The sequence below is a fragment of the Nocardiopsis sp. iso_238 genome (genome assembly GCF_056173325.1).
In genome coordinates, this window is the sequence record NZ_CM149668.1 from 2,017,630 (window position 1) to 2,036,319 (window position 18,690).

An 18,690-nucleotide genomic window follows, 5' to 3' on the forward strand; every position below is an offset into this window, starting at 1 on the left:
ACCCCGGCCGCACCGGCCCGCCGGGCCCGGACCGGCCAGGTGGGAGGGGGAGGGGCGCCGGGCCCGGCGCGCCCACGCGCGTGGTGAGGCTCTCAGCCGGGGGGACGGCGGAGGCGGCGCACCGGGGCCCGGGTCCGCTCAGGAGTGGGCCTCCAGGTGGCGCAGGAAGACCACGGAGGGCACGGCGCGCGCCCCCGCCCGCCTGACGGCGGTGACGATCTCCTTGTCGGAGGTGACCACCGCGATCGGTCGGCCGGGCGGCTCGGCCCGCACCAGACGCACGATCAGCGCGTCGGCGGTCTCCCCGGGAGCGCTGAAGAGCACGCGCACCCGGCGGCTGGTCGTCACCGGCGGCGCCTCCACGTCGGCGCCGTCGAAGACGCAGGTGATCTCCGCCTTGGTCCGGCTCGCCAGTCCCTCCAGGGAGGTGAGCAGCCGCGTGCGCTGGTCGGCCAGCGGCAGGGTCCCGTACCCGGTCTTGGTGACGTTGTAGCCGTCCAGCAGCAGGTGCACCCGGGGGACCGTCAGCAGGTGCTCCAGCAGACCGGGGGCGTCGTCGGGCAGACCGCCCAGCGACACCCGGCGGTGCTCCTCCTGGGCCTCCGCCACCAGGTCGGCGGGGCTGTCCAGGGACGTCGGCAGCGCGAGCTCCCGGCGCAGACCGTGGGAGGCGTCCACCAGCACGTCCAGCAGCACCCTCAACCGGGCCTCGTCGGCGTTGCGGCCGGTGCGCACCGCGCGGCGGGCGTTCTCCACCTGGGCCTCGGCGTCCGCCAGGCGCGACCGCAGCCTGCGGTTCTCCACCTCCAGCGCGCTGACCTGGCTCTCGTTCTCGTGCCGCCGGTCGGCGGTCTCCGTCACCGCCCGCTCGGCCTCGGCCACCGCCTTCCGCGCCCGCTGGCGCTCGTTGTGCACCTTGCGGCGCAGCTCCGCGATCTCGGTGCGCTGCGCACCGATCTGCCCGCGCAGCCGCTCCAGCTCCGCCTGGTGCCCCTGCTGGGTCTCCTCCAGGCGTCGGCGGACGTCGTCGAGGGCCTCGGCGGCCTCGCCCACCTCCCGGGCGCTGGTCTGGCGCTCCAGCTCCTCGTGGACGCCCTCGATGATCTCCGGCCATCCCTTGGGGCGCAGGAGGTAGGCGCTGGCGGCCACCGCCACCGGGTCGGCGGCGGGCGGCACCACCCCGGCGCGCATGCCCTCGGCCAGCTCGGGCCAGACCTGCTCGACCCGCGCGGCGACCAGGTCCCGGAACCCGGGGTCGTTCTCCAACTGCGCGGCGATCTGCGGTCCGGCCAGCCGCGCCCGGCGACGGGGCTCGAACTTGGCGACCCGGCGCAGCACCGGGGGGAGGTCGGAGGCGCGCATGCCGCCGAGCACGTCGGACCCGTACTCGACGACCCGGGCGCGTACCGGCTCGGGCAGGGGACGGCGCAGCCGCTCCCCGCCCTCCTCCGAGGGCGCCGACGCCTCGTGCGCCTTCTGGTCCAGTGCGTCAGGGGCGCGGTCACGGCCCTCGTCACCGGTGCCGCCCGTGTCCGGGCGGGCGCTCATGCCCGACCCGTCGGGCTCTCCGCCGATGCGTCGGAGACCGACGAGTCGGCGTCAGGACGGGGGACGATCTCCACGCTGTCGGTGGCGCCGCACCAGCGGCACCTCACCCGCTCGACCGTCTCGGAGAGCACCGTGCGCTCCTCGACCGCGCCGACGCCGGACAGCTCCTGATGCACGAAGTCCTGGGAGCGGACGGTCCGGGTCACGTCGAACCGCGTGAGGTTCCCGCACCCGGTGCATCGCCAACGCTCACTGTCACCCGGCATCGCGATCCCCACGGTTCCTCCTTGCGTCGTGCTTCACGGGGCGGCGGCCTCTGCCGTCCCACGACCCACATCTTTCCATGTCGGGCGGGTCTGACCGTAGCCCGGAGGTGTTTGGTCGTGGGCCCCGACTACCCTGACCGCGTGGTTCGACAGTCAGCGGCGCCCGAGGGCGTCCAAACCAGCATCGGGGACCTGGGCACGCCGCTGGCCGGGGTGTCCTTCGTCGTCGTCGACCTGGAGACCACCGGGACCAGCGCCTCCCGCTCCCGGATCACCGAGATCGGCGCGGTCCGCGTCCGCGACGGACGGGTGACCGACGAGTTCACCACGCTGGTCGACCCGGGCGTGCTCATCCCGGCCAACATCACCCTGCTGACCGGCATCACCCAGTCGATGGTGGCCACCGCCCCGCCCATCACCCGGGCGCTGCCGGACCTGCTGGCCTTCCTGGCCGCCGAACCCGACACCGTGCTGGTGGCGCACAACGCCGCCTTCGACACCGGCTTCCTCAAGGCCGCCTGCGAGCGCGAGGGCGTCGAGTGGCCCGGCTACCCGGTCGTGGACACCCTGCGCCTGGCCCGGGCGGTCCTGGTCCGGCCCGAGGTCCACAACCACCGCCTGGGCACCCTGGCCGCCTACTTCGGCGCCCCGACCACCCCCAACCACCGGGCCCTGGACGACGCCCGCGCCACCGTCGACGTGCTCAACGGCCTGTTGGCCCGGCTCGCGCCGCTCGGCGTGACCAGCCTGGAGGAGCTGCGCGCGGTCAACAAGCCCCCCAGCCGCGCCCAGCGGGCCCGCCGCCACCTCGCTGAGGACCTGCCCGAACGCCCCGGCGTGTACGTGTTCACCGACGCCCGGGGCGAGAGCCTGTACGTCGGCAAGAGCAACAACCTGCGCCGCCGGGTCGCCACCTACTTCACCGCCGCCGAGTCCCGCAGGCGCATCCGGGAGATGGCCGGGCTGGTCGAGGGGGTGATGCCCATCGTGTGCACCACCGAACTGGAGGCGTCCGTCCGCGAGCTGCGCATCATCGCGGAGCGCAAACCGCCGTTCAACCGCCGCTCCCGCAACCCCGAGCGCGCCGCCTGGGTCACGCTCACCCCCGGCCCCCTGCCGCGCCTGTCCGTGGTGCGGGTGATCAAGGACGACGGCGCCCCCTACCTGGGCCCCTACCCCTCAACCCGGGCGGCCGAGGAGGCCCGGGAGGCGATCCTGCACGCGCTCCCGCTGCGCCAGTGCACCCACACGTTCACCGTCGAGGAGGTGCGCGGTGGCGGGCGGAGCACGGGGGACACCCACCGCAGGGTGGCCCCCAGCGGGGTGAAGCCGTGCGTCCTCGCCCAACTGGGACGGTGCGGCGCCCCCTGCGACGGAACGGAGTCGCTGGCCGACTACACCGCGCACGCCGACGCGGCCCGCACCGCGATGACCGGCGACCCCGCGGTGGTCGTGGACGCGATCACCGGGCGCATCGGTGAACTCTCCGCCGACCTCCGCTACGAGGAGGCGGCGGCGCTGCGCGACCGCCTCTCCGCCTTCCTGCGCGGGGCCCGCCGCGCCCAGCGCCTCGCCGCGATCGCCGCCGTCCCGCACCTGGTCGCCACCGGACCGGGGGCCACCGGGTGGGAGACCGTGGTGGTCCGCCACGGCCGACTGGCCGCCAGCGCCGTCCTGCGCCCCGGCACCGACCCCACCGCCTTCCTGCACTCCCTCACCGCCACCGCCGAGCGCGTCCCGGCGGGGTTCGGCCCCGTCCCCAACGCCACCGCGGGGGAGACGGAGCTGCTCCTGGACTGGCTCGAACGCCCCGGGACCCGGCTGGTCGAGATGGAAGGTGAGTGGACATGCCCGTTGCGGAGCGCCGAAGCGCACACCGGGATGACACACTGGGCGCATGGCCGCGCTTCCGCTCAATGACGACTACCCCGTCCGACGCGCACCCGTCGTCGCCTTCGGACTGATCGCGGTCAACGTCCTCGTCTACCTCGTCTCGCCCCAGTCGGCCACCGCCGTCTGGTACCCGGCGGACGCGGTCGGCCGCTACTGCGCGATCGACGACTACTTCATGCGCTGGGGAGCCATCCCCGACGAACTGCTGGGCCGGGTCGACCTGGCCGGACCGCTGAGCCCCACGTGCGAGGGGATCGCGGGCAAGTCCGTCTGGTTCTCCGTGTTCAGCTCGATGTTCCTGCACGCGGGCGCGATGCACCTGCTCGGGAACATGGTCTACCTGTTCGTCTTCGGGCCGGTCGTCGAGGACCGCATCGGCAAGCTCCGCTTCCTCGCCCTCTACCTGGGCACCGGGATCGTGGCCGCCCTCGGCTTCGCCCTGGTCGACTCCGACGGCACCGTCCCGATGGTCGGCGCCTCCGGGGCGATCTCGGGCGTCCTCGGCGCCTACCTGGTGGTGCAGTTCCGCAGCAGGGTCACCACACTGGTGTTCGGCGTCATCCCGATGCGTCTGCCCGGGTGGGCCGTGGTGGGAAGCTACTTCGCACTTCAGTATCTTCTCTACGTCACATCCTCGACCGCCCCTGGCGCTGGCACCAACGTGGCCTACGCGGCACACGTCTACGGGTTCATCGCGGGGGTGATCGCGGGACTGGTGGTGCACCGGTTGCGCTGGCGCTCGGGGACACGGCTCTCCGACGCCTACTAGCGCCCGGCGCCGCGTCCCGCACCGAACCGCCCAGGAGGCACAGTGATCACCGCGATCGTCATGATCAAGGCCGACGTCCACCGCATCCCCGAGGTCGCCGAGGCGATCGCCGCGATCGAGGGGGTCAGCGAGGTCTACTCCGTCACCGGCGGGGTGGACCTGATCGCCATGGTCCGGGTACGCCGCCACGAGGACCTCGCCGACGTGATCCCCGGCCACGTCAACAAGGTCCCCGGCGTGATCTCCTCCGACACCCACATCTCGTTCCAGACCTACTCCAAGCACGACCTGGAGTCGGCCTTCGCCATCGGCTGGTAGCCGGGCGGGGCCGGTCGCCGCCTCCGGGACCGGCCCCGGAAGGCCCTACAGGGTCTTGGCCAGTCCCTGGCTGGTCTCCACCCAGGAGGCCAGGCGGCGCTCGGCCGCACCGCTGTCCACGGCCTCGGCAGCCCGGGCGTACCCCGCGCGCACCGCGTCGGTCAGGGAGTCGCCCACCCCGTCCACGGCGGCCAGCGCGGCACCGGCGTTGAGCAGCACGGCGTCGCGCACCGGGCCCGGGCGTCCCGCGACCAGGTCCCGCACCGCCTGCGCGTTGAACTCCACGTCCCCGCCGCGCAGGGCGTCCGGTCCCGACCGCGCGATGCCCAGGTCGGCCGGGTCCAGGCGCTCGCGCCGCGCCCGACCGCCCTCGACCACCCAGACCGTGGACGTGGTGGCCGTCGTCAGTTCGTCCAGGCCGTCGTCGCCCCGGAACACCAGCGCGGAGGAGCCCCGGCGGGCGAACACCCCGGCGATGACCTCGCACATGCGCTCGTCGAACACGCCGATCGCGGAGGCGGTCGGCTGGGCGGGGTTGGTCAGCGGACCCAGGAAGTTGAAGACGGTCGGCACCGCGAGCTCGCGGCGCGGCTTGGCGGCGTACCGCAGCGAGGGGTGGAAGAGCGGGGCGAAGCAGAAGGTGACGCCCGCCTCCCGGGCCACCCGCACGGTCAGCTCCGGCGGCAGGTCCAGGACCACGCCGAGCCGTTCCAACACGTCGGCGGTGCCGCACGAGGAGGAGGCCGCCCGGTTGCCGTGCTTGACCACGCGCGCGCCCGCGGCCGAGGCGACGATCGCCGCCATCGTGGACACGTTCACCGTGTGGGCCCGGTCGCCGCCGGTCCCGACGATGTCCAGGGTCGGGCCCTCGACACTGATCCGGACCGCGTTGTCGAGCATGCCCTGGGCCAGACCGGTCACCTCGGACACGCTCTCGCCCTTGGCGCGCAGGGCCACGGCGAAGCCCGCGATCTGCGCGTCGGTGGCCGAGCCCGACATGATCTCGTGCATCGCCCACGCGGTGTCGGCGGCGCTGAGGGAGACCCCGCCCAACAGGGCGGTGATCAGGTTGGACCAGGTCCGCTCCGCCACGGCGGAGGCGGCCTGGTCGGGTTCGGGTGTGACGTGGACGTTCATGTACTGGGACTCCTGGGAGAACGGGCGGAGGAGCCGGGGCGGGCGCACGGGCCCGCCCCCTCAACGGCTCCGGGGGACAGGGAGGGGCGTGGCGTGGCCACGCCATCGCCCGATGTCGGCGCCATGGTTGAGGGCTCCGCCCACCACGATGCGACGGCGCAGGTCCCTGTCGCCGTTCGTCCTGTCGGTCATCTCGTCACACCCCACGGGTTCAGCCGCTGAGCGCCGCGACGCGCTGGCGCATGAGCTCGGCCAGCGACTCGGCCAGCGCGACCGGGTCGATCGGGTGGCTCACCACCTGGTCGGCCTGCGACCAGGTCGCCAGCCAGCCGTCGTCTCGCCGACCCACCAGCAGGAGCACCGGCGGGCAGCGGTAGATCTCGTCCTTGACCTGGCGGCACAGGCCCATCCCGCCGGTGGGGGCCGCCTCGCCGTCGAAGACGGCCACGTCGACGCGCTCGGCCGGGTCCTTGGACTCCAGCTTGCGCAGGACGCCGGGCGCGGTCGCGCACTCGACGAACTCGACCTTGGGGACATCGGCGGCGGGGCGGCGGCCGATGGCCGTCCGCACCTGCTCGCGGGTGTCCGCCTTGTCGCTGTAGACCAGCACGCGCATCCTGGCACCCGTGTCCGTACCGCTGACCACCATCGCGCAACCGTCCCATCGCGTCTGACCGCGGCCGCCGCCGTGGGGGGTGCGACCGTGGCGTTCGTTGGCTCTCTGCCTATGACTGTATTGCCTCGGGGCCGCCCGGCCCCTGGGGGAGCCTGCGGACCGGTGAAGGGGTTGAGACCTTCGACACCACAGGATGCCAGGGTCGCACGGGCCCGCGCTAACCCGCCCCGGGCGCGGCGTTGTCCAACAGTGACCGTTTCGATACCTTGGCGTTGGCTGGAGGCGGTTGAAGCGCCTTCCGGCCGGGTACGGATCGCCTCAACCGCGCCGGATCGCGCTTTTGAGCGCTGGCGGGCGGCCCTGAGGCCGACACTGGGTGGGCGGGCGGCTACAGTAACGCCGGAGTCACGGTGCGAGCGCCGTCCCGGGCCGTAAGACCGGTCGATACCGGGACCGATCCGCCTCCTTACGGGGGGTCGAGTACGGACCTTCGCGAGAAGCCGTAATAATGCTCCCGTGGCGACAGCAACCGCGAACCCAAAATCAGCAACCGCATCAGCTCATGGTGTGGCAAAGCGTCCTGACCTGGTGAGTGTTGGCACCATCGTTTGGCTTGCCAACGAACTCATGTTCTTCGCCGCGCTGTTCGCGATGTACTTCACCATCCGATCGGTGACCAACGGGAACCCCGAGCTCGGCGAGTGGGCGGACGTCCACCTCAACGTGCCCTGGGCCTCGACGATCACCTTCGTCCTGGTGGCCTCCAGCTTCACCGCGCAGTTCGGCGTCTGGGCCGCGGAGCGCGGCGACGTCAAGAAGCTGCGCATGTGGTTCTTCATCACGTTCTTCATGGGCCTGTTCTTCATCCTTGGACAGGCGTATGAGTACTACGAGCTCATCTTCCACGAGGGCCTGACTCTCCAGTCGAGCGCCTACGGGTCGATGTTCTACCTGACCACGGGCTTCCACGGACTCCACGTCATCGGTGGTTTGATCGCGTTCCTCATCATGCTGGGACGCACGTACGCCGCGAAGCGCTTCACTCACCAGCAGGCGACCAGTGCGATCGTCGTGTCCTACTACTGGCACTTCGTCGACGTCGTCTGGGTCGCTTTGTTCGTAACCATCTACTTCATCCAGTAACCCGAAACGGGGAAACCGTGAAATGGATTACCGCGCGGCGACGGCATCCCCTGGCGGGGTATGTCGTCGTCATCCTCGCGCTAGCCCTGTTCGGGGTGGGGTACGCCGGACTGGCCCCCACCTCGGACCAGGCGCAGGCGCAGACCCTTGCCGCTGAGGCGCCGTCCGCGGACGACGTGGACATCGCCCAGGGCAAGACCATCTTCGACCAGACCTGTGCCTCCTGCCACGGCCTGGACGGTTCGGGTTCCGCCCTGAACGGTCCCGACCTCCGCGAGGTCGGCCCCGCGGCCCTGGACTTCCAGGTCAGCACCGGTCGTATGCCGTCGATGGACCCGGACAGCCAGATGCCGCGCAAGCCGATGGCCATGTCCGAGCAGGATCTGGCGGACCTGATCGCGTACTACAACGCGCAGATCAGGACCAACGGTGCCGGAGCCGAGGTGCCCACCGAGGTGCCCGACGCCGCTCCGCAGCGTGCCGACTTCGACGACGAGAAGGCCTACGAAGAGGCCCTCTCCGAGTACGAGGACGAGTACGACGCCTACATCGAGGGCGCCAGCAACACCGACATGGGCATGAAGCTCTACCTGACCAACTGTGCGCACTGCCACAGCTGGTCCGGTGGCGGCGGCGCCCTCACCGACGGCCGTTGGGCCCCCCAGATCCATGACTCGTCTCCGCGTGAGATCTACGAGGCCATGGTCAGCGGGCCCGGCGCCATGCCGATGTTCAGCGACGGCGCCATCTCCCCCGAGGAGAAGCAGGAGCTCATCTCCTACGTCAAGACGCTCCAGGCGGAACCCAACGCCGGCGGCATCTTCGACCTGGACCGAGTCGGCCAGGTGGCTGAGGGCTTCATCGGGTGGACCGTCGGTCTCTCCCTGATCATCGCCTGCGCGATCTGGATCACCGCGAAGCAGCGTGCCCATGACTGAGAACAACAACGACAACAACCCGGGGGACGACGCCAAGGAGCGCGTCGTCGGCACCCCGACGGACACCACCGACGTGGTGTCCGAGACCTCCGCCAAGGCTGAGAGCGAGCACAACGGGCCGTACCTGGCCTCGGAGACTCACCAGCACTCGGAGGAGAAGCAGCGCCGCGGCGAGAAGCTCGCCTCGGTGTGGTTCATCATCGCCTTCCTCGGCGGTATGGGTTTCATCGTCTCGTACTTCCTGTTCCCGCCCACGGCGGCGGGACCCGCGATCGCCGACCCGCAGATCGGCCAGTACTCGAACATGCTGCTTGGTGGAACGCTCACCATCGCCATGTTCGGTATCGGCGCCGGTATGACGGTCTGGGCGCGCAACGTGATGCCGCACTACGAGGTGGCGTCGCCGTACGAGGACCTCCCCTCCAACCCGGAGGAGAAGGGCTCGTTCAGCGACTTCTTCATGAAGAGCGCGGACGAGAGCGGCTTCACCAAGCGTCCGCTGATGCGCCGTACGCTCATCGCGGCCATGCTGCCGCTGGGCATCGCGCCGATCGTGCTGCTGCGCGACACCGGCCCCCTGCCGGGCGAGCAGATGAAGAAGACCCCGTGGGTCGACGGCATGCACATGTACGTCGAGGGCACCCACCGCAAGATCAGGGCCGAGGACCTGGAGAACGACCCGTACGGGATGATCTCCGCCCTCCCCGCCCTGGACGACGACCGGTACCCGCACGGGATCAGCCTCACCGACCAGGCCAAGTCCGTCATCCTGCTCATCAAGATGCCGGAGGACGACTGGAAGGGCGGGATGAACGACGCGGTCCGCGAGGGCAGCGACGAGACCCGCCTCAACTGGACCCACGAGGGCATCGTGGCGTACTCGAAGATCTGCACGCACGTGGGTTGCCCCGCCGCGCTCTACGAGCGCACCACGCACCGCATCCTGTGCCCGTGCCACCAGTCGACGTTCGACGCCTCGGACGGCGCCAAGGTGGTCTTCGGTCCCGCGCACCGTCCCCTGCCCCAGCTGCCGATCGGCGTCGACGACGAGGGCTACCTCATCGCCAAGGGCGACTTCAACGAGCCGACCGGGCCGACGTTCTGGGAATACAGGAAGGACTAGTCGATGAGTAAGACCACGCAAGCTCCCAAGGCGCTGCGCGGCGTCGGAAACTTCATCGACGACCGCTTCCACCTGGCCAAGACCGGTGAGAAGAACCTTCGCAAGGTCTTCCCGAACCACTGGTCGTTCATGCTGGGCGAGATCGCGCTGTACTCGTTCATCATCCTGCTCGTCAGCGGTGTGTTCCTCACGCTGTGGTTCAAGCCGAGCATGATCGAGGTCGTCTACGACGGCTCCTACGAGCGCCTCCAGGGCGTTCCCATGAGTGAGGCGTTCGCCTCGACCCTCTACATCGACTTCGACGTCCGTGGCGGGTTCCTCGTTCGACAGATCCACCACTGGGCCGCGCTGATCTTCGTGGCCTCGCTGGTGGTGCACGCGCTCCGCGTGTTCTTCACCGGCGCGTTCCGCAAGCCGCGTGAGATCAACTGGCTCATCGGTGTCGCCATCTTCACCCTGGCCATGGTCGAGGGCCTCTTCGGCTACTCGCTGCCGGACGACCTGCCCTCGGGCATGGGTGTCCGCATCCTCCAGGGCGTGATGCTGGCGCTGCCGCTGGTCGGCTCGTACGTGTCGATGTTCCTCTTCGGCGGGGAGTTCCCCGGCGAGGACATCATCACGCGCCTGTACATGTTGCACGTGCTGCTGATCCCGGCCCTGCTGCTGGGGCTCATCGTCGCGCACTTCATGATCCTCTGGCACCAGAAGCACACGCAGTATCCAGGGCAGGGCCGAACCGACAAGACCGTGGTGGGAACACCCATGTTCCCGGCGTTCGCGGTCAAGGCGGGCGGGTTCTTCTTCTTCACGTTCGCCGTGATCGCCGGTCTGAGCGCGTTCGTGCAGATCAACCCGATCCACCTGTTCGGTCCGTTCACTCCGACGTCCATCACCTCCGGTCTCCAGCCGGACTGGTACATGGGCTTCATGGAGGGTTCGCTGCGTATCTTCCCGAACACCCTGGACTTCACGATCCCGATCGGCGCCGGCTACCCGGTCATGACGGCGGTCCTGGTCCCGGGTCTGGTGGTACCGGGCCTGATCTTCGGCGCCATGGGCGCCTGGCCGTTCGTGGAGCAGTGGATCACCGGCGACAAGCGGGCCCACAACGTCGCGGACCGTCCTCGCAACGCCCCGGTCCGCACCGGTCTCGGTGTCGCGGGCATCGTCTTCTACGGTGTGCTCTGGCTCGCCGGGTCGAACGACATCCTGTCGGAGACCTTCTCGATCGACCTGTACCTGACCACGTACATCTTCCGTGTGCTGGTCATCGCCGGTCCGATCGTGGGCTACATCGTGACCAAGCGGATCTGCCTCGGTCTCCAGCGCCGTGACCGGGAGACCCTGGAGCACGGTTACGAGAGCGGCATCATCCAGCAGCTGCCCAGCGGTGAGTTCATCGAGGTTCACAAGGAGAACTCCGACGAGACCACCCACGTGCTGGAGAGCAAGCCGGTCATCACCTCGACCGCTCTGGAAGAGGACGCGACCGACGACAACGGCGTGGAGAACCCGGCGGCCCGCAAGCCGACGGGCAAGCTGCGCCGCGCGCTCGCCCACTGGTACACGAAGGACAACGTGTCCTTCGAGGGCGTGGAGGCCCACACCGGCCACCACCTGCACCACTCCTCTCACGGGGACGACAAGGCCCACTAGGGTCCACCTGTCGCACGACGGACCCGGCCGCATCGCGCGGCCGGGTCCGTCGTGTTTCCACCGGAGGGGCCCCGTGTTCTCCGCCGGAGGCGCCGGGCGCGCCGCTCAGAGGCGTGTGGCGGGGCGCGGAGGGCGGTCGCGCGGCCCGGGTGTGGGCCCGCCGCTCCGGGGCCGTCAGCGCACGACGAAGGGGGCCGACCGCGCGTGGCGGTCGGCCCCCTCAGTCATCGGGAGCGTCGGGCTCAGCCCGCGTAGATGTCGTCGATCTCCTTGCTCCACTGCTTGCTGACGACGTGCCGCTTGACCTTCAGGGAGGCGGTCATCTGGCCGCCCTCCTCGGTGAAGTCGCTCGGCAGGATCTTGAACTTCTTGATGCCCTCGGCCTTGGAGACCGCCTTGTTGGCGTCGTCCACGGCGCCCTGGATGGCGGCGTTGAGGTCGGCGTCGGCGGTGAGGTCGGAGATCTCGCCGGTCTTGCCGTTGGCGTCCTTCCACAGCTCGAAGGACTCCGGGTCGATCGTGACCAGGGCCGCGATGAACTTGCGGTTGTCACCCACGACCATGCACTGGCTGACCAGGGCGTGGGAGCGGATGCGGTCCTCCAGGACGGCCGGGGCGACGTTCTTGCCGCCCGCGGTCACGATGATCTCCTTCTTGCGGCCGGTGATGCTGAGGAAGCCGTCCGCGTCGAGGGAGCCGAGGTCACCGGTGCGGTAGAAACCGTCCTCGTAGGCCTCCTTGGTGGCCTTCTCGTTCTGCCAGTAGCCGACCATGATGTGGTCGCCCTTGAGCAGGATCTCGCCGTCGTCCGCGATGCGCACGGTCGTGCCGGGCATGGGCTGGCCGACGGTGCCGATCTTGTTGAAGCCGGGGCTGTTGACCGAGGTCGGGGCGGTGGTCTCGGTGAGACCGTAGCCCTCGATGATGGTCAGGCCGACGCCGCGGAAGAAGTGCCCGAGGCGGTCGCCCAGGGCGGAGCCGCCGGAGACCGCGTAGTGGGCCTCGCCGCCGAGGCGGTCCGTGATCTTGCCGTAGACCAGCTTCTTGAACAGACCGTGCTTGAGCTTGAGGGTGAACGGGACGTTCCCCGTGGCCAGCGCCTTGCTGTACTCGATGGCGGTGTCGGCGGCGGCGTTGAAGATCTTGCCCTTGCCCTCGCCCTCGGCCTTCTGCTGGGCCTTGGTGAAGACCTTCTCGAAGACGCGGGGGACCGCGAGGAGGAAGGTGGGCTTGAAGACCGAGAACTGGTCGATCAGGTCCGGGCCGGTGCTGGGGTAGTGGCCCAGGACGGCCTTGCCCTCGATGACCATGACCTGGACGAAGCGCGCGAAGACGTGCGCGAGGGGGAGGAAGAGCAGGGTGGAGGGGGTGCCCTCGTGGCCCAGGATGATCGGCTTGGCCGGGCCCTCCAGCGCGGAGTGGGCGATGAAGAGGAAGTTGCGGTGGGTGAGCTCGCAACCCTTGGGGCGGCCGGTGGTGCCGGAGGTGTAGATGAGGGTGGCGAGGTCGTCGGCCCCCACCGCGGTGCGGCGGGTCTCCAGGTCCTCGTCGGAGACGTCGGCGCCGGTGGCGGTGAGCGCCGTGAGGTCGTCGCCGTCGAAGCGCCACAGGTGGGCGAGCTCGGGGGTGTTGGCCCGGATGCCCTCGACGCGCTTGGCGTGGTCCTCGGTCTCGACGAACGCGGCCTTGGCGCCGGAGTCGGAGAGGATCCACTCGATCTGCTCGGCGGAGGAGGTCTCGTAGATCGGTACGGTGACGGCGCCGACCGCCCAGACCGCGTAGTCGACCGCGGTCCACTCGTAGCGGGTGCGCGACATGAGGGCGACGCGGTCGCCCTGCCCGATGCCCGCGTTGATCAGGGCCTTGGCGTATCCGACGATGTCGCCGTGGAGGCGCTCGACGGTCACGTCGCGCCACTGGCCGGCCCCGGCCTCCTCCTGGCGACGGGCGGCGACGGCCTGCGGCTCGCTGGCCGCGCGCGCAAAGAGCGTGTCGGTCAGCCGCGCGTCGTCGGAGATCTCAGCCTTCGCGGGAGAGCTGTATTCGCGCACGTGATGCTCCTGGACGTGTACGGGTTCTTGGTGGTGGGGACGTGACGACCGTAACAACACCATCCTACTCGTGAGTAGGACAGGTTGCCGTTCGGTATCCAACGGTGATCCGAGCTTGACGCGCCTCGCGGGGCGAACGCGCTGTTCGTCGCGTGTCCGCCGGTGGCCGTGAGTGGTCGGGCCGGGCCTTCCCCTGTGATGTTGTCGGCGTGATCGCGCCCGTCGGAGGGCGGGTCGCCTCTCGTCGGGCCGCCCGGGAGTGCGCAGGTCAAGCGGGTGATCCCGGTAACTGCTCGCGCGGAGCCGAGACTACCGCGCGGCGGGTTCTTCGTGCACATCCGGTGAGGTTCGCGTCGTTTCCCCCCGAAACGGACGGATGTCCCGTTGGCTCCGTGCCCGAGGGCCCGCCTGTCTCCTCCCGGTTTCCGTAACGTGACGGGCCCCCGGGGTCATCCCCGGGCACGACCCCCGGGCGCCCCTGGCTCTTCCCTGAACCTCCCCCGGGGCGCCTGTCGGCCCCGGGGCGGGGCGGTTACCGTGATGCCAGACGCACCTACAGGAGGCTCACGGACATGACCGACAACAACACCGGGCGCTCGGAACGGACGGGCGGCGGACGCCCCGACAGCCCGGACCTCATCGACGACGCCCTGCGCCTCGTGGACAGCCTCCAGCGCAAGCTCCTGGTCGCCGGGGTCAAGCGGGGGGTCAGCGCGGTCACCAACCCTCCGGCCAAGGCCGACGTGTGGGAGGAGGCGATCCGTGTGGAGACGCGGGAGCAGCGCCCCCCGCTGGAGGAGTTCGTCGAGATCGTGCGCAGGAGCGCCCCGGAGGTCGCGGGGCACCTCGGACGGGCCGGGCTGTCCTTCGCGGACGCCGTGGGACGCACCTGGGGAGTGGTGGAGCGCTCCTTCGAGCAGGGGCGGGAGGAGGCCGCCCGGGAGCGTGAGGAGAGGGAGGCGCGGGAGCGGGACGACCGCGAGCGGGACGCGCGTGCCCGCCGTGAGTCGCCGGAGGGTGCGGAGGAGGCCTCCGAGCCTGGTGGGAGCGCCTAGGGCGGGGCGGATTCGCAGGTCACGGTGGGGGATCGGGGCGAACCGGACAGTGGTCGCTCTCGGGGTGTGCGGCGACGCCCGAGCCTGGTTTAATCGAATGGTTTACACCATTTGAAAACCCTCTGCCATGAACCTTGAGACTTATGTCAGAGTTCGGGCGTAAGTAGAAGGAGCTGCCCCCATGCTGACCATTGGCGTAGACATCGGCGGAACCAAGGTCGCCGCCGGTGTCGTCGACCACGACGGGCAGATCCTGGACAAGGTCAAGTACCCCACCCCGTCCCACGACCCGAGCGGCCTGGCCGAGGTCGTGGGACGGGCGGTGCGGGAGCTCCGTGAGCGCCGGCCCGGGGTCGGCGCGGTGGGCGTGGGCGTGGCCGGTTTCGTCGACGAGGACCGCGCCACCGTCCAGGTCGCCGTCAACCTCGGCCTGCTCGACGAACCCCTCAAGGAGCGCGTGCGGCGCCACGTCGACCTCCCCGTGGTCATCGAGAACGACGCCAACGCCGCCGCCTGGGCCGAGGCCCGGTTCGGCGCGGGGCGCGGCAGCGACCACATCGTCTGCGTGACCCTGGGCACCGGGATCGGCGGCGGTCTCGTCCTCGGCGGCGCCCTGCACCGGGGCCGCCACGGCGTGGCCGCCGAGGTCGGCCACTACCGCATGGTCCCGCACGGCCGCCGCTGCGCCTGCGGCAACCACGGCTGCTGGGAGCAGTACGCCAGCGGCCGGGCCCTGGTGGCCGAGGCGCAGGACCTGGCCCGCACCGACCCCCAGAGGGGCGAGCGCATGCTCAAGCTCGCCGACGGCCTCGTGGAGCGGGTCGAGGGCGAGGTCATCACCCGCGCCGCGATGGAGGGCGACCCGGCCGCCCTGGAGTGCTTCCGGATCGTCGGGGACTGGGCCGGGCTCGGCCTGGCCGACCTGGCCGCGATCCTGGACCCCGAGTGCTTCGTCCTCGGCGGCGGGGTCTCCGACGCGGGCGACATCCTCCTCGACCCGGTCCGCGCCTCCTTCGCGCGGCACGTCTCCGGCCGCCCGGGCCGCCGTCTGGCCGAGGTGCGCGTCGCCGAACTCGGCGGCGAGGCGGGCATCGTCGGCGCGGGCGACCTCGCCCGGCACTGAGACCCACGGGAAGGGGGCGGCCACCGGGAACCCCCGGTGGCCGCCCCCTTCCGGCGGTCCGACGCTACGCGGCGTCGTCGCGCGGCGTCTCGGCCTGTTCGGCGTCGGCCCGGTCGGAGGCCTTCCGGGCCCGCTTCTCCTCGCGCTTCGCCTCCTTGCGGGCCGCACGGTCGGCCCTGCGCTCGGCGCGGCGGGTCCGGCGCTCGTCCTTGGCGCCGGCCTGCTGCTCGCGCCTGGCCTCCTTCTCCTCCGCCTCGATCTCGGCCTTGACCGCCTGCGCGTAGCGGTCCACGTACTCCTGGCCGGAGAGCTCCATGAGGGCGTACATGATCTCGTCGGTGATCGCCCGCAGGACCCGCTGGTCCTTCTCCATCCCGTAGTACCGGGAGAAGTCGAGCGGCTTGCCGAAGACCACCTTGGGACGCACGCCCAGCTTGGGAACGGTGCGCCCGGGGGGCATGATCTTCTCCAGGTTGATCATCGCCATCGGCACGACCGGGGCCTTGGCCTCCAGGGCGAGCCGGGCCACCCCGGTGCGACCCCGGTAGAGCTTGCCGTCGGGGGAGCGGGTGCCCTCGGGGTAGATGCCCAGCAGGTCACCGCGCTTGAGGACGCGCAGCCCGGTGCGCAGGGCCGCCTCGCTCGCCTTGCCGCCGGAGCGGTCGATGGGGATCTGGCCCACGCCGGTGAAGAACGCCCGGCTGAGGAACCCCTTCACGCCGGTGCCGGTGAAGTACTCGGCCTTGGCGAGGAAGGTGATCCTGCGCGGCAGCGGCAGCGGACCGAAGAAGTGGTCGGAGAACGACAGGTGGTTGCTGACCATGACGGCCGGACCGCGCCGGGGAACGTTCTCCACGCCCTCCGCGCGGGGTTGCCACAACACGGCCAGAATCGGCCCCAGGATCGCCTTGACCACCCAGTAGAACATTGCTTCAGATCACCCCTGCATACGCGGGGAGCACTGGGCAGGGCCTGCCACGTCTCACTGTCCCGCTCGGCTGACATTGTCCGGAACGCCTCCGCCGCGGACACGGGGAGGCTGACGAACGTCATCTTCCCACCACGTGCGGGTCTCCACCAAAAGCGTCCGGAACGGACCGTGCCGTTCGTCGCGGGTCAGGAGGGGACGCGCCGCGGGGGCACTGTCGAGGATACTCACGACCGGTGCGGGCGTCGCGGCAGGTCCGCCCTCGGACGCCCGGGAACACGCCGGGCGCTCCCGGAGTTCGGGCAGGAGAACGCTACCGTTCACTCGATGACAAACGCTCGCCCGAGCGACTAGCCTCACGGCTGGGGCCGCCGTCCCAACCGGTTCCCCGCCGAACGATCCCGGGAGCAGACCTGTGAGACCGACCAGCGCCATCCCCCTCATCCCGGGGGCGGACCCCTTCAGCCACACGGGTTCGGGCGTCGGAGTCCTGCTCTGCCACGGGTTCACCGGTTCGCCGCACTCGATGCGCCCCTGGGCCGAGTACCTGGCCGAGGCGGGGCTGACCGTCGAACTCCCGCGCCTGCCCGGACACGGCACCACCTGGCAGGACATGGCCACCACCACCAGCGACGACTGGTACGCGGAGGTGGAGGCGGCACTGCTCGACCTTGCGGGCCGGTGCGAGCAGGTGTACGTCATGGGCCTGTCCATGGGCGGGGCGCTCACCTTGCGCCTGGCCCAGGAACACCCCGACGTCGTCCGGGGGGTGGTCCTCGTCAACCCCTCCCTGACCGTGGAGGACCGCAGGCTCCCGGTCATCGCCCCGATCCGCCACCTCGCCGCCCGCCTGATGCCCTCCACCCCGGGCCTGTCCAGCGACGTCGCCCTGGAGACCGCCTCCGAGGGCGGGTACGACCGGGTACCCACCGCCGCGGCCGCGACACTCCCGAAGCTGTGGCGCGCGGTTCAGGACGGCATGTCCGGTTTGCGGGCGCCGGTTCTGGCCTACCGGAGCCCCCAGGACCACGTCGTCGGACCGGACAGTCTGCGTATCCTCGCTAGGAGGGCGGTCAACACGCGGCTGACGATCCACCTGCTCCACGACAGCTACCACGTCGCGACGCTCGACCACGACGCCGCCACCATCTTCGAAGGAAGCCTCGCGTTCGTACGCGAGCGCAGTAGAAGCGGGGAAGGATCCGACCGATGACGCAACGTCGGGGCAACGGCCTGTTCGCCGACGCCTACGTTCCGCTGATCCTGCTCGCGCCCTCCCACGCGGACCTCATGCTGGAGGCGCTCCGGCGCAGCGGGATCGCCGCCTACGCGGTTCCCCTGGCGGAGGACGTCCTGGAGCCCACCGGCGGCCAGGTGGAGGACCCGCCCACCGACCACCTCTACGTCGACGCCGAGGAGCGCGGTGCCGCCGAGCGCGTGCTCGGCTCCGAGCTGCCCGACCTCAGCGACCGGGACACCGGGCCGGACCTGCTGGCCCCGCGTGTCGAGGTCAGACCGGAGGCCGAGGGCGAGGAGAAGCAGGAACCCGCAGCCGCGCACGAGGGCGACGACACGTCCACCGGCGGCGACCTGCTCGACGGACCCCCGGCCGACGTCGACCCCGAGACGCCCCGGACGCGCTCCAAGGACGAGGACGACGTCTGGAACGACCTGGTCGCGCGGTTCTACGACGACACCGAGGGCACCACCGAGCAGCGCGGCCGGGTCGCCTGGCCCGACGTCGAGAACCTCAGCGCCCCGGACGAGCACCAGACCCGGCTCGGGGACATCCTCGCCAACCTGCCCCGGGACCCGGGCGAGGACGACGACGAGTCCCGCGAGGAGGACCGCCGCCGGGCCGAGGCGGAACTGGAGGGCCACTACGAGCCCCCGCCGCCGCCACCCCTGCTCCAGGGCGACCGGGTGGGCATCGCGGCCTGGATCGGTCTCCTGGGCGGTCCGGTGCTGCTCTTCGGCGCCGCGTTCCTGGGTTTCACCCTGCCGAACGGGATCATGTTCCTGGCCGTCGCGGCCTTCCTGACCAGCTTCGTCGTGCTCATCCTGCGCATGACCGACGCGCGGCCCCCCGGAGACAACGGTCCCGACAACGGGGCGGTGGTCTGACC

Annotated in this window: 17 protein-coding genes; 11 read left to right on the forward strand and 6 right to left on the reverse strand. The window is 70.8% G+C overall.

Translation table 11 applies throughout. From position 1 onward, the window contains the following. Positions 1 to 138 precede the first annotated feature (138 nt). Entirely contained in the window at positions 139 to 1,548 is a 1,410-nt protein-coding gene (locus AC0VYL_RS09000) for an NYN domain-containing protein (protein WP_475461167.1), read from the reverse strand. Then, entirely contained in the window at positions 1,545 to 1,826 is a 282-nt protein-coding gene (locus AC0VYL_RS09005; RefSeq protein ID WP_475461170.1) for a hypothetical protein, read from the reverse strand. The genes AC0VYL_RS09000 and AC0VYL_RS09005 overlap by 4 nt, the downstream gene beginning before the upstream one ends. 129 nt (positions 1,827 to 1,955) lie before the next feature. On the opposite strand from AC0VYL_RS09005, the gene AC0VYL_RS09010 reads away from it, so the two are divergent. The 3 genes from AC0VYL_RS09010 to AC0VYL_RS09020 are packed head-to-tail and all read left to right on the forward strand — an operon-like array spanning position 1,956 to position 4,794. Further along, on the forward strand, positions 1,956 to 3,734 hold the full coding sequence (locus tag AC0VYL_RS09010; RefSeq protein WP_475482859.1) for a DEDD exonuclease domain-containing protein: 1,779 nt from the start codon (positions 1,956 to 1,958) through the stop codon (positions 3,732 to 3,734). Beyond that, entirely contained in the window at positions 3,712 to 4,476 is a 765-nt protein-coding gene (locus tag AC0VYL_RS09015) for a rhomboid family intramembrane serine protease (RefSeq protein ID WP_475482860.1), read from the forward strand. The genes AC0VYL_RS09010 and AC0VYL_RS09015 overlap by 23 nt, the downstream gene beginning before the upstream one ends. A 42-nt stretch (positions 4,477 to 4,518) precedes the next feature. Continuing rightward, a complete protein-coding gene (locus tag AC0VYL_RS09020) occupies positions 4,519 to 4,794 on the forward strand; it encodes an Lrp/AsnC family transcriptional regulator (protein WP_475461178.1) in 276 nt (91 codons plus the stop codon). Between the two features lie 45 nt (positions 4,795 to 4,839). Here AC0VYL_RS09020 and trpD read toward each other — a convergent pair whose 3' ends face one another. Continuing rightward, a complete protein-coding gene (trpD, locus tag AC0VYL_RS09025) occupies positions 4,840 to 5,931 on the reverse strand; it encodes an anthranilate phosphoribosyltransferase (RefSeq protein WP_475461180.1) in 1,092 nt (363 codons plus the stop codon). Between the two features lie 211 nt (positions 5,932 to 6,142). After that, a complete protein-coding gene (locus AC0VYL_RS09030; protein ID WP_475461184.1) occupies positions 6,143 to 6,580 on the reverse strand; it encodes a hypothetical protein in 438 nt (145 codons plus the stop codon). A 534-nt stretch (positions 6,581 to 7,114) separates the two neighbouring features. Between AC0VYL_RS09030 and ctaE the strand changes: the two genes are divergently transcribed. From ctaE to qcrB, 4 genes are read left to right on the forward strand one after another with little or no spacing between them, the layout of a single operon-like run. Then, on the forward strand, positions 7,115 to 7,690 hold the full coding sequence (ctaE, locus tag AC0VYL_RS09035; RefSeq protein WP_475482861.1) for an aa3-type cytochrome oxidase subunit III: 576 nt from the start codon (positions 7,115 to 7,117) through the stop codon (positions 7,688 to 7,690). Between the two features lie 17 nt (positions 7,691 to 7,707). Next, complete coding sequence (gene qcrC / locus AC0VYL_RS09040) at positions 7,708 to 8,628, forward strand: cytochrome bc1 complex diheme cytochrome c subunit (protein ID WP_475461187.1); 921 nt, start codon at positions 7,708 to 7,710, stop codon at positions 8,626 to 8,628. Further along, positions 8,621 to 9,751, forward strand: a complete 1,131-nt coding sequence (gene qcrA / locus AC0VYL_RS09045) for a cytochrome bc1 complex Rieske iron-sulfur subunit (RefSeq protein WP_475461189.1) — start codon at positions 8,621 to 8,623, stop codon at positions 9,749 to 9,751. The genes qcrC and qcrA overlap by 8 nt, the downstream gene beginning before the upstream one ends. Positions 9,752 to 9,754: 3 nt before the next feature. Further along, on the forward strand, positions 9,755 to 11,407 hold the full coding sequence (gene qcrB, locus AC0VYL_RS09050; protein WP_475461191.1) for a cytochrome bc1 complex cytochrome b subunit: 1,653 nt from the start codon (positions 9,755 to 9,757) through the stop codon (positions 11,405 to 11,407). A 242-nt stretch (positions 11,408 to 11,649) separates the two neighbouring features. On the opposite strand, the gene AC0VYL_RS09055 is transcribed toward qcrB, so the two are convergent. Next, positions 11,650 to 13,458, reverse strand: a complete 1,809-nt coding sequence (locus AC0VYL_RS09055; protein ID WP_475461194.1) for an AMP-dependent synthetase/ligase — start codon at positions 13,456 to 13,458, stop codon at positions 11,650 to 11,652. Between the two features lie 572 nt (positions 13,459 to 14,030). On the opposite strand from AC0VYL_RS09055, the gene AC0VYL_RS09060 reads away from it, so the two are divergent. Beyond that, positions 14,031 to 14,513, forward strand: coding sequence for a hypothetical protein (locus AC0VYL_RS09060; protein ID WP_475482862.1), 483 nt, complete (start codon positions 14,031 to 14,033; stop codon positions 14,511 to 14,513). 181 nt (positions 14,514 to 14,694) lie between these two features. Further along, entirely contained in the window at positions 14,695 to 15,636 is a 942-nt protein-coding gene (locus AC0VYL_RS09065) for an ROK family glucokinase (RefSeq protein ID WP_475461200.1), read from the forward strand. A gap of 64 nt (positions 15,637 to 15,700) precedes the next feature. Here the strand turns inward: AC0VYL_RS09065 and AC0VYL_RS09070 are convergent, their stop codons facing one another. After that, positions 15,701 to 16,564 carry a lysophospholipid acyltransferase family protein gene (locus AC0VYL_RS09070; protein ID WP_475461203.1) on the reverse strand — a complete coding sequence of 288 codons (864 nt, stop codon included), beginning with the start codon at positions 16,562 to 16,564 and terminating at the stop codon, positions 15,701 to 15,703. Positions 16,565 to 16,979: 415 nt separating this feature from the next. Between AC0VYL_RS09070 and AC0VYL_RS09075 the strand changes: the two genes are divergently transcribed. After that, positions 16,980 to 17,777 (forward strand): alpha/beta hydrolase, encoded by a 798-nt coding sequence (locus tag AC0VYL_RS09075; RefSeq protein ID WP_475461205.1) that lies wholly within the window; start codon positions 16,980 to 16,982, stop codon positions 17,775 to 17,777. Continuing rightward, positions 17,774 to 18,688, forward strand: coding sequence for a hypothetical protein (locus AC0VYL_RS09080; RefSeq protein ID WP_475482863.1), 915 nt, complete (start codon positions 17,774 to 17,776; stop codon positions 18,686 to 18,688). Before AC0VYL_RS09075 ends, AC0VYL_RS09080 begins: the two co-directional genes overlap by 4 nt. Positions 18,689 to 18,690 lie beyond the last annotated feature (2 nt).

Excerpts from the sequence above, each read along its gene's own strand:
- AC0VYL_RS09000 (WP_475461167.1), bottom strand. The coding sequence starts at position 1,548 with ATGAGCGCCCGCCCGGACACGGGCGGCACCGGTGACGAGGGCCGTGAC.
- AC0VYL_RS09015 (WP_475482860.1), top strand. The coding sequence starts at position 3,712 with ATGGCCGCGCTTCCGCTCAATGACGACTACCCCGTCCGACGCGCACCC.
- trpD (WP_475461180.1), bottom strand. The coding sequence starts at position 5,931 with ATGAACGTCCACGTCACACCCGAACCCGACCAGGCCGCCTCCGCCGTG.
- AC0VYL_RS09030 (WP_475461184.1), bottom strand. The coding sequence starts at position 6,580 with ATGGTGGTCAGCGGTACGGACACGGGTGCCAGGATGCGCGTGCTGGTC.
- qcrA (WP_475461189.1), top strand. The coding sequence starts at position 8,621 with ATGACTGAGAACAACAACGACAACAACCCGGGGGACGACGCCAAGGAG.
- qcrB (WP_475461191.1), top strand. The coding sequence starts at position 9,755 with ATGAGTAAGACCACGCAAGCTCCCAAGGCGCTGCGCGGCGTCGGAAAC.
- AC0VYL_RS09060 (WP_475482862.1), top strand. The coding sequence starts at position 14,031 with ATGACCGACAACAACACCGGGCGCTCGGAACGGACGGGCGGCGGACGC.
- AC0VYL_RS09065 (WP_475461200.1), top strand. The coding sequence starts at position 14,695 with ATGCTGACCATTGGCGTAGACATCGGCGGAACCAAGGTCGCCGCCGGT.
- AC0VYL_RS09070 (WP_475461203.1), bottom strand. The coding sequence starts at position 16,564 with ATGTTCTACTGGGTGGTCAAGGCGATCCTGGGGCCGATTCTGGCCGTG.
- AC0VYL_RS09080 (WP_475482863.1), top strand. The coding sequence starts at position 17,774 with ATGACGCAACGTCGGGGCAACGGCCTGTTCGCCGACGCCTACGTTCCG.